Annotated in this window: 8 protein-coding genes and 8 tRNA genes; 12 read left to right on the top strand and 4 right to left on the bottom strand. The window is 48.8% G+C overall.

The annotated features are described in order from the left end of the window. Positions 1-130 precede the first annotated feature (130 nt). The 8 genes from KJS69_RS17230 (at position 131) to KJS69_RS17195 (ending at position 914) form a co-directional block, all read left to right on the top strand. A tRNA-Ser gene (locus KJS69_RS17230) sits at positions 131-222 on the top strand. Positions 223-243: 21 nt separating this feature from the next. Continuing rightward, a tRNA-Met gene (locus KJS69_RS17225) sits at positions 244-317 on the top strand. Between the two features lie 45 nt (positions 318-362). Continuing rightward, a tRNA-Val gene (locus KJS69_RS17220) sits at positions 363-438 on the top strand. Between the two features lie 3 nt (positions 439-441). Beyond that, positions 442-517, top strand: a tRNA-Thr gene (locus tag KJS69_RS17215). 9 nt (positions 518-526) lie between these two features. Then, positions 527-603, top strand: a tRNA-Asp gene (locus tag KJS69_RS17210). Between the two features lie 27 nt (positions 604-630). Further along, positions 631-706 (top strand) — tRNA-Phe (locus tag KJS69_RS17205). 34 nt (positions 707-740) lie between these two features. After that, positions 741-826, top strand: a tRNA-Tyr gene (locus tag KJS69_RS17200). 15 nt (positions 827-841) lie between these two features. After that, positions 842-914: transfer RNA gene (locus KJS69_RS17195), tRNA-Lys, on the top strand. Positions 915-1,083: 169 nt separating this feature from the next. Here the strand turns inward: KJS69_RS17195 and KJS69_RS17190 are convergent. From KJS69_RS17190 to KJS69_RS17175, 4 genes are read right to left on the bottom strand one after another with little or no spacing between them, the layout of a single operon-like run. Further along, positions 1,084-2,667, bottom strand: coding sequence for a GMC family oxidoreductase (locus KJS69_RS17190; RefSeq protein ID WP_213584999.1), 1,584 nt, complete (start codon positions 2,665-2,667; stop codon positions 1,084-1,086). After that, positions 2,664-3,260, bottom strand: a complete 597-nt coding sequence (locus tag KJS69_RS17185) for a gluconate 2-dehydrogenase subunit 3 family protein (protein WP_213584998.1) — start codon at positions 3,258-3,260, stop codon at positions 2,664-2,666. Before KJS69_RS17185 ends, KJS69_RS17190 begins: the two co-directional genes overlap by 4 nt. 6 nt (positions 3,261-3,266) lie before the next feature. Further along, positions 3,267-3,665 carry a hypothetical protein gene (locus tag KJS69_RS17180; protein ID WP_213584997.1) on the bottom strand — a complete coding sequence of 133 codons (399 nt, stop codon included), beginning with the start codon at positions 3,663-3,665 and terminating at the stop codon, positions 3,267-3,269. Positions 3,666-3,693: 28 nt separating this feature from the next. Further along, positions 3,694-4,992 (bottom strand): nickel-dependent lactate racemase family protein, encoded by a 1,299-nt coding sequence (locus KJS69_RS17175; protein ID WP_213584996.1) that lies wholly within the window; start codon positions 4,990-4,992, stop codon positions 3,694-3,696. 234 nt (positions 4,993-5,226) lie between these two features. Between KJS69_RS17175 and KJS69_RS17170 the strand changes: the two genes are divergently transcribed. The 4 genes from KJS69_RS17170 (at position 5,227) to lgt (ending at position 9,637) form a co-directional block, all read left to right on the top strand. Further along, entirely contained in the window at positions 5,227-6,330 is a 1,104-nt protein-coding gene (locus tag KJS69_RS17170; protein WP_213584995.1) for a PucR family transcriptional regulator, read from the top strand. A 108-nt stretch (positions 6,331-6,438) separates the two neighbouring features. Beyond that, positions 6,439-7,560, top strand: a complete 1,122-nt coding sequence (locus KJS69_RS17165) for an ABC transporter ATP-binding protein (RefSeq protein WP_213584994.1) — start codon at positions 6,439-6,441, stop codon at positions 7,558-7,560. 183 nt (positions 7,561-7,743) lie between these two features. Further along, the gene (hprK, locus tag KJS69_RS17160) at positions 7,744-8,682 is read left to right on the top strand and encodes an HPr(Ser) kinase/phosphatase (RefSeq protein WP_213584993.1); all 939 of its coding nucleotides are present in this window, start codon (positions 7,744-7,746) and stop codon (positions 8,680-8,682) included. A 34-nt stretch (positions 8,683-8,716) separates the two neighbouring features. Then, complete coding sequence (gene lgt / locus KJS69_RS17155; RefSeq protein ID WP_213584992.1) at positions 8,717-9,637, top strand: prolipoprotein diacylglyceryl transferase; 921 nt, start codon at positions 8,717-8,719, stop codon at positions 9,635-9,637. Positions 9,638-9,696 lie beyond the last annotated feature (59 nt).

The raw sequence follows: 9,696 nt of genomic DNA, 5'->3' as shown, positions 1-9,696 counted from the left end.
CCAAATCAATCCCCACAAAGTGACGATAAGCTTCGAAGCAGAGTCCGAGTACTTTGCGGGGACCCCGATAACACAACTATCTAATGGATGATGCAGCAGCATTCGCTTCTAGTTTTCAGGGAATAATCTTGGAGAGATACCCAAGTGGCTATAAGGGGACCCTCTGCTAAGGGGTTAGACTGCGTAAGTGGTGCGAGGGTTCGAATCCCTCTCTCTCCGCCACAGTTTACCTATTCCATATATGGCGGTGTAGCTCAGCTGGCTAGAGCGTACGGTTCATACCCGTGAGGTCGGGGGTTCGATCCCCTCCGCCGCTATTCCCATTTATTATTGTTTGTCCTTTATAGGGTGATTGCTATTTTGGACGCTTAGCTCAGCTGGGAGAGCATCTGCCTTACAAGCAGAGGGTCGGCGGTTCGATCCCGTCAGCGTCCACCATATGCCGTCGTAGCTCAGCTGGTAGAGCAACGCACTCGTAATGCGTAGGTCGGAGGTTCGACTCCTCTCGTCGGCACCACCGAGATGTGGAGCTGTGGTGTAGAGGCCTAACATGCCTGCCTGTCACGCAGGAGACCGCGGGTTCGAATCCCGTCAGCTCCGCCATTTTATATAAAATAATTTAATACATAAGGCTCGGTAGCTCAGTCGGTAGAGCAGAGGACTGAAAATCCTCGTGTCGGCGGTTCGATTCCGTCCCGAGCCACCATATCCGGTTTTCTTTTAAGAAGAACGGACAATATGGGGGATTAGCGAAGTGGCCAAACGCAGCAGACTGTAAATCTGTTCTCTTACGAGTTCGGTGGTTCGAATCCATCATCCCCCACCACTTACTTATTATTGAGAGCCATTAGCTCAGTCGGTAGAGCACCTGACTTTTAATCAGGGTGTCGGAGGTTCGAGTCCTCCATGGCTCATCATTTCACTTGTCATAGAAGTAAGATTATCATGAAGGAGGCCGGCATCGGCCTTTTTTTTGATGTTTCTTTTTTCCCAATATGAAGGTAGAAGCTAAACGGATTTTCTCGTTCCTCACTTCGCTTCTTAGCAACTGCCATTCCTCCGCCGCATAGACACCGCAAATTGTTATGATGTGTCCAACTCGTGCCTTTTTGCTTTAGCAATGAGATGATCTGCCGTTCGAGCGGCCAAAGCCATAACCGTATTCGTCGGATTGGCCCCGCCGGAGGTGACGAATATGCTGGCATCGCAAATGTACAGGTTAGGAATATCGTGCGATTGCCCATAAGGGTTAACGACCGATGTTTCCGGATTAGTTCCCATTCGACATCCTCCCATCAAGTGAGCCGTATCGGGAATGACAAAATGAACTTTTCCCCCTGCCGCTTTAAGGATCGATTTCATGGATTCGATGGCATGCTCGATCATCGCCAGGTCATTGTGTCCATAGCTAAAGGTTACCTTGGCCCGTGGCATCCCCTGCTTGTCCTTCTCGTTCGTCAAAGAGATCCGGTTATTCTCATTAGGGAGAACCTCACCGACCATCGTAACCCGGCCATAATAATTGTAATCCAGTACAGCTTGCCTTAACTTTTGTCCCCATATAGGGCCTTCCAGAGCGCCCGAAATTCCTTTGGCAAAACTAACCGGTCGTACACCATGGGCATGTAAAGTATATCCGCGTACAAATCCGCGTTCCCGTTCGGTGGCGTAATAATGCTGGGTGGTCGCCAGCACGGGAGTCCCTTTATACAAACGGACTTCTTGATCAAAGATAGCGTACACATCGTGACTGCTGTGGGGCATAATTCCTTTGCCGACCCAGCCGCTCCGGTTGGCCAGGCCGTCCGGGAACTGAGCATTAGCCGAATTGAACAGCAGCCGAGGGTTTTCTACGACGAAGGCGGACAGAATAACGAGTTTGGCCTTCTGCTCATAGGTTTGGCCGTCATGAATGAATACGACTCCTTCGGCTAACCCTTTATTATTCATAGTTATTTGGGTGACCATGCAATCGGCAAGCACTTCCGCCCCAGCCCGAATCGCCTTTGGAATATGGACGATCAGCGTGCTGAACTTGGCATTCGGCATGCAGCCTTGATTGCAAAACCCGCGGTTAATGCAAGGAGGGCGATCCTCAAAAGGAGCGGATAAAATAGCCAAGGGGGCCACGACACTTTCTATGCCCAGCTTGCTGCAGCCATGCTGGAATAAGTAAGCGTTCGGGCTGAGCGGATCACGCTCGGGATAGGGATAAGGCCCATGAAAGCTCCCCCAGGGGAAATATTTTGGCCCGGAAACGGCGATTTCCCGTTCTATCTTGTCATAGTACGGTTCGAGATCCGAATATCGGATGGGCCAATCCTCGCCAACGCCATCTACCGTTCGGGTCTGAAAATCGGATTCGTGAAACCGGAGAAATACTCCGGTAAAATGCACCGTCCCCCCGCCTATTCCCCGTCCGGAATTGTTATGTCCCATCTGAAGCGGATGGCTTCCATCGACGATTCTCGTTTCTTGCCAGCCTAAATTTTGCATAGATAGCTCGTCGCTGGCGAAGTCATGTTGAGCATCGCGCATAGGTCCCGCATCCAGGATGACTACGCTCATTCCGGCTTCACTCAGCTCTTTGGCCAGAACGCCGCCAGCCGCTCCGGCTCCGACTATAACGACATCGACTTCTTCGTTCGCATATTTACGCTGTATCATCGTTCCGTCTTCGCCTCCCAGGGATCCAGTTGTCCAATAGCCGTACGTACATATCCCCGGGGATAGGCCGGACCGCCGTAACCAATTTCCGACCAGACCAGCGGATGAGAATAATACGCCTCCACGGTCAAGGTCAGCAGTTTATTAAAAATTTCCGCCTGCGGCAAACCAGTCCAGACGTAGGCTGGCTCCGCCCGATTTTCGCTCAATTCCAGCAGAATTTGTCTCTGATCGTCTTCCTTTAATTGATGAAATAAAGATTCCCATCGGGACATGGACATCAGGTCCAGCGCTTCGACGGTACGTCTTACTAATTCCCGAAGAGGGGGAACTATCGATTTTCGTTGTCCTTCTCCAATGTTTTGGTGCAACTGTCCATCAATGTGGGTCAGCACATATCGGATACACTCATTCCTATTGTCGTCGATTAGCGTCGAGCAAACGGCTCTTAAGGTCTCCGCATCCTGCAGGCTAAGATAGCTATACTCCAGATTTGGCTTCAGTCTTTCTTCAACGATAGAACGGGTATGATCGTCCCAATGCTCTTTTTCTTGCATAACATCATAAGTAGGGTAGTGGGATTGCTGAGTCATTGGTTATCACCTCCAATATACGGCGATCAGCCCGAGTACGCACATAGCGATATATACGACCGGAAGTACGACAGGAGGGCCGACCAAGAAGTTGCGGGAAGCATATCCTCCTACGCGAACACCGACGCCTTTAAAATGAAAATAAACACCGGCTATTCCGATAAGGACACCCGCAAGGAGAAGAAATACAAAGGTGAAACGAAAAAAGCCGGACGGACTAAAGGCGAGACCAAGCCCTGCAAGAAAAATTAGCGGGGATTCAATGACCGGAAACCACATCGCTTTATGGTGAAAATTTTGCCGATAATGGGAAAAAGTGACCTGCAAGCCGATAAGCAAAAAAGCCAACGCGACAAATAAGATCAAAAGCCGGTTTAACGACCAATGGCCCCAAACGTCTATCATGTGACTCCACCTTTCTTAATTTAAATTTCTATTGGTTTTTATCCGCAAAGGTAATGGCGCCGTAAGGCATGATAGCTGCCTGGATCGGGCGGGCAAAGGTCAGTTCATCCAGAGTCGATTGCAGCTCGTTCGCCGGGTAAAATCCAAGGAGCTCACAAACCGCAGAAGGCACTTCAGAATGAAGATAGATTCTGTGCTTTTGCAGAAGGGCATCCAATTGCTCAAGTTTATGCGCTCCTAATATGAAGGTCTGGCTCAGCTTATCGATAGCTTGTTGTCTGTCGGAATACGTTTCTGCCCAATATTGAAATAATCCATTGCCGTAGATCTCCTCGCACTCTGCAATCAACACGATCGTTCCGCCGGTCCGAGTGAAGGAAGAAGCGTTCTGTAGAGTTTTAATGGCTTGATAAAGCTGAATGTCTTTAGGGTGCCCGCCGGGAGACGCAATGACCAGATCATATTGTGCTGCAGCGGGGATGCAGAACAACTGCTTCGCTTGCAGCACCCCGGCCCGGTGGGCCTCGATCACGTCTCCGGCAAAGGCCGCGATCATTTCTTTGTCATGATTGACGATGACATTGAATAAAAAATGAGCCGGAACTAAAGACAGAGCTTCCTCCATATCTTGACGGATGCTGTTGTCCGGCGAACCTGCTACAGCTTTGACCGTTTTTTTGGACAAAGCGTGATTCGCTTCGATACATCGCCTGGAGGCTACTCCGGGGAGCAGGGCTTTAGCTCCGCCTGACAGACCTGCCATATGGTGAGGCTCAATGTTGCCAGTTAGAATCCGTAAATCGGCTTGTACTACGTGGCGGTTTATTTCGACCCTGGTTCCCTGCTGTGTCGTTCCCATATAGAGGCAGTCTTCCTCGGCGGGGGAATGATTCATCACCCGGACTCTGCGATAGACGGAATTCCCGGTAAGAGTTCTCAGCTCAGTCTCGGTTTGTGACCGGTGAATCCCCAGAGCAACGATCACTGTAATGGAGGAGTCCGCCATGCCTCCGGAGTTAAGCTCATTCAAGAGCGGCTCTAGAAATAAATGACTCGGACATAGACGGGTAATGTCACTGATGATAATAACCGCACGCTTACAGTTTTTTGCCAGTTCTGCCAGAGGCAAGCTGCCGATTGGCTGGTGAAGGGCCTGATCAATCAACTGCAGGGGGTTGGAGGCCGGATGAAACTCGCTGTTGTTATCGTCTCCCTGGGGGCGGCCATAGAGCAGCCACTCGGGCCGGACCGATTCAGGAAGGCGGAAGCTTGCTTCACCTTTACCGTAAGGGACCTTGTAAATAATACCGCCTCCTAAGCAGAGCATTTAGTCCAATTATTTCCCGTTTCACAAGAAACCATCCGGGGCTCATGAAGTATGATCGATTCTTATTTGGACAAGCCTATTATCAGTTTAATCGGAGCCCTCTGGTAAAGGTTCGGACGAGGTATGCCCCAAAAGATTATCCGAGTCTGTCCAACTAAGGGTTTTCTTCCGGGCTTCCGTTGGGTTATCATTAGGTGGAGATAGGAAACTACATACAGAATTAGGAGTAGGTTCATGAATTGGGAACGGATTAAGGACAAACTAGAGCCGATTTTGGACACACCACTGCGGATTAAGTTCATGCCGATAGAGGATTGGAATCTGTTGGCCCTGAGTGCTGAACCGGGACATATGGAGAAAAGCATTATGTTGGATCAGGAGATGCTGTTTTTCCTCGGAGCTGACGAGTATGAAGTTGAACTGATTGCTGTGGATCAGAAAGTAACGGAGACCGAAAGAAAATTGGTGGAGCTTGTACTCGATTCGTTTCGATCTGCCAAAATCAAAGGGTTGTCGGAGACTAAAGGAACCGCGCTTAGAGAGCCTACAGCGCCGATAAAGGAATGGTTGCTCGAGCAATTGAGGCTTGGGAAGGCCCAGGCGGAAATGCCAAGAAGCCTGGCGGAGTCATTCGCTCTGGATAATGAGAAAATCCCCTTTCTATTATATGGGGATTACTCTGATGCCCGCCCTCTTCAATCGGAGGAGCTGGTCAAGCTGTTGGAATCCTTTTTTGACGCGGAGCTTACGGTCATCCCACTTATGGATAAGGAGTGGGTTATTCTCGGACCCATGGAGCTTCTGGACGCGAGTGGGGAGGAGGATAGGGAAAATGCGGAAAGTCTGGAGGAATCGCTCATCTCGATCAGTTCAGGCTTGCACGAGATGCTGGCGAACGAATGGATTGGGGAAACACATCTGGCGGTTCATTACCCGAATGTTCCCGCCAAATCTCTGCTGCGTACTATTATCGAATTAAGAGAGACTGTAGAGCTTGGTAAAACGTACCATGTGGGTGATAATATTCATTTTCCGTGGTCTCTTTATTTGGAGAAGCTGCTCTATGAAATTCCGCCTGCGGATATGGCTGATTTCGTCAACCGAATATTTAAGACAGATAAGCCTCCGGATATCGAAACCTTGACCGCGCTGGAAACCTTCTTTTCATTAGACTGTAATGTTAGCGAAACCGCTAAAAAGCTATATATTCACCGGAATACTCTATTGTACAGACTGGATAAATTCAAACAGGAGACGGGGCTGGATGTCCGGAATTTCCGGGATGCCGTCCAAGTGCGCATCGCATTGCTATTGTACAAAGTTACGAAAAGAAAATAAATTTTTTGTATGGTTTGTGCATAGTTTTTTATTAAGCGAATGTTATAAGATATAGTCATATCACTATTACGTATAATTTTAAACTAAAAATTGTAGGGGGAATGAGAGATGGCAGGCGTACGTTTACATCATATCGTTAAGACTTATCCCGGCAACAACGAACCTACCGTTAAAGATTTTCATCTGGATATTAAAGACAAGGAATTTATCGTTCTGGTAGGCGGATCGGGATGCGGTAAATCGACGACACTTCGTATGATCGCCGGATTGGAAGAAATTACGGAAGGAGAGCTCTACATCGGCGACCGTCTGGTTAACGACGTAGCTCCTAAAGATCGCGACATCGCGATGGTTTTCCAATCTTATGCTCTTTACCCTCATATGAACGTATATCAAAACATGGCATTCGGATTGAAGCTGCGTAAGTTCAAAAAAGCAGACATCGATGAAAGAGTTCGCTCAGCTGCTAAAATTTTGGACATCGAGCATCTTCTCGATCGTAAACCTAAAGCACTCTCCGGTGGTCAGCGTCAGCGGGTAGCCCTCGGTCGTGCTATCGTTCGGGAGCCTCAAGTGTTCCTGATGGACGAACCGCTTTCTAACTTGGACGCCAAGCTTCGCGTACAGATGCGTGCGGAAATCAGCAAGCTTCACAAGCGTCTCGGAACTACGGTTATCTATGTAACGCATGACCAGACGGAAGCTATGACGATGGGCCAACGGATCGTCGTTATGGAGCAAGGAATTATCCAGCAAGCGGCTACTCCGGACGAAATCTATAACTTCCCGGTTAATATGTTCGTTGCCGGGTTCATTGGATCTCCTTCCATGAACTTCGTCAATGGAACGCTGACCGAGCAAGGCGGCGGCTTGTATTTCAAAGCTAGCGGCATCAATGTTGAAGTGCCTGTAGGCAAAGCGAATGTTCTTAAGGAAAAAGGATACGTGGGCAAGGAGCTCGTTCTTGGGATCCGTCCGGAAGATCTTCATGAAGAGCCTGTGTTCCTGGAAGCTTCCCCGAACACTATCGTTAATGCCAACATTGAAGTAGCGGAGAACCTGGGTCACGAAATGTATCTGTACATTGCGGGGCTGGGTCAAGATACGATCATCGCCCGTGTAGACGGACGTTCCGGCATTAAAGAAGGAACGACAGTCAAGCTTGCTTTTGATATGAACAAAGTTCATTTCTTTGATAAAGAATCCACGCTGTCGATCTTTTCGAAGTAATCGACCGATTGGCTAAGGCCGGCATAATGCCGGCCTTTTTCTGTGGCGCAATCGGTGTAAGCAGATTAGAAAAGCTCATGCCGTACCGCATTCGGAAAATCGTTTCAGTATGGGGATGCACGGTTGATTTCAAACGGCATTTCCTTTACGATATTACTATTGGAAAACTAAGGAGTGGGAAGCGTGCCGAAAAAAACAAAGGTCTCCGACCTGGTCCGGCATTTTCGTATGGATGTTCTGTGCGGTGAAGAAGGACTAAAAAGAGTCGTGACTGTCGCCGATTTATATCGTCCTGGCCTGGAGATGGCCGGATATTTCGCTTATCATCCCCATGAGAGGGTGCAGATTCTCGGAAAAACAGAGCTGGCTTTTTTCCAAACGCTATCCGAGGAGGATCGCCAAGACCGCATGAGACGGCTCTGCGCCAATGATTCCCCGTGTATCTGCATCTCCAGAGGATTGGGGGTACCGGTGGAACTGTTGGAGGAAGCCTCCAGAAGGCAAATTCCGGTACTGCGAAGCAAGCTGACGACGACGGCGTTAATCAGCAAGATTACCGGCTTTCTCGAAAGCAATTTGGCCCCGTCTACGACTATCCATGGCGTTCTGATCGATGTATATAGCATAGGGGTTCTTATAACCGGAAGCAGCGGGATAGGAAAGAGTGAAACCGCCCTGGAGCTTGTTAAGCGAGGCCATCGGTTGATAGCCGATGACGCGGTGGAAATTCGGCAAACAGCCGAGAACATCTTAATCGCCAACGCACCTGATTTACTCAAGCATCTGCTGGAAATTCGCGGAGTAGGTATCATTAATGTCATGACCTTATTTGGAGCGGGTGCTGTTCGCAATAATACCAAAATATCGATGGTTTGTAAGCTGGAAACCTGGCAACAGGACAAACAGTATGATCGCCTGGGCTTGGATGAAGAAACGACACGGATCATTGACACGGATCTTCCGCTGGTCACCATCCCGGTGCGGCCTGGCCGAAACCTGGCTGTCATTATCGAAGTGGCGGCGATGAATTATCGGTTGAAGCAAATGGGTTATAATGCGGCATTGCAATTTACAAACCGGCTGACGGAAACGATGAACGAAGAGATGGATAATATGGACTAGCATTCGACAGGATTGGAAAGAAGGGGGTCATCGCATGTTGTTAAAATTGAATCCCGTAGCTTTTTCCTTAGGACCGATCACGGTCAATTGGTACGGGATTATCCTTGGAACGGCGGCGCTTATAGGGCTCTTATTGGCGGTCCAGGAAGGGAAACGTTTCAAGATACACCCCGATTTCTTTCTAGACTTACTGCTTATCGGCGTACCGTCAGCTATTGTCGGAGCGCGAGCTTACTATGTTATTTTTAAGTGGGACGATTATAAAGACAATTGGGTCGATATTTTTAAAATATGGGAAGGTGGAATCGCCATATACGGCGCCCTTATTGGTGCGGTTATAGGAGCCTTCTTCTATTTTAGAGCGAAAGGATATAATTTCTGGCGGTTAGCGGATATTTGCGCCCCCAGTCTGATTGCCGGGCAAATGATTGGCCGGTGGGGAAATTTTATGAATCAGGAGGCACATGGAGGCCCAGTTGATGAAGAGTTTCTAAGAAATACTCTTCACCTTCCTAACTTTATCGTTAACCAGATGAATATTGATGGGGTTTATTATCATCCTACCTTCTTATATGAGTCTCTGTGGAATTTACTAGGGCTGCTGTTGCTGTTCTGGCTGCGGCGCCGGCCGTTTATGAGAGCCGGGGAATTATTTATTTCTTACTTGATGTGGTATTCGTTAGGACGGTTTTTTATCGAGGGCATCCGTACGGACAGTCTGGCATTCGATGGTCCTGCCTGGCTTGTGTCACTGGTTGATATTCTATGGTCGCCCATGTATCTCCTGTTTGAACCTGGTGCGATGGCATACGGCAACGTGAGAATATCTCAATTGCTGGCGATTTTATTGATTATCGGCGGGTTTGTTTGGATCTTTTATCGACGGAAAAAGGGGCTCGCCGAGACCAAATATTCGGACCCTATCGTTTCCACCAAGCAAGAGCCCGCTGCTTAAGAGCTTGTCCGCCTGGACAGGCTCTTATTGCCAGGGAATGAACAATAACAGCACTATAG

This window comes from Paenibacillus sp. J2TS4 (assembly GCF_018403245.1).
GTDB lineage: Bacteria > Bacillota > Bacilli > Paenibacillales > NBRC-103111 > Paenibacillus_L.
Note: the sequence above shows the minus strand (reverse complement) of the source record. Positions and strands in the feature narration are given on the sequence as shown.

Coding starts and splice junctions, on each gene's coding strand:
- KJS69_RS17190 (WP_213584999.1), bottom strand. CDS start 2,667: ATGATACAGCGTAAATATGCGAACGAAGAAGTCGATGTCGTTATAGTC.
- KJS69_RS17185 (WP_213584998.1), bottom strand. CDS start 3,260: ATGACTCAGCAATCCCACTACCCTACTTATGATGTTATGCAAGAAAAA.
- KJS69_RS17180 (WP_213584997.1), bottom strand. CDS start 3,665: ATGATAGACGTTTGGGGCCATTGGTCGTTAAACCGGCTTTTGATCTTA.
- KJS69_RS17175 (WP_213584996.1), bottom strand. CDS start 4,992: ATGCTCTGCTTAGGAGGCGGTATTATTTACAAGGTCCCTTACGGTAAA.
- KJS69_RS17170 (WP_213584995.1), top strand. CDS start 5,227: ATGAATTGGGAACGGATTAAGGACAAACTAGAGCCGATTTTGGACACA.
- KJS69_RS17165 (WP_213584994.1), top strand. CDS start 6,439: ATGGCAGGCGTACGTTTACATCATATCGTTAAGACTTATCCCGGCAAC.
- lgt (WP_213584992.1), top strand. CDS start 8,717: ATGTTGTTAAAATTGAATCCCGTAGCTTTTTCCTTAGGACCGATCACG.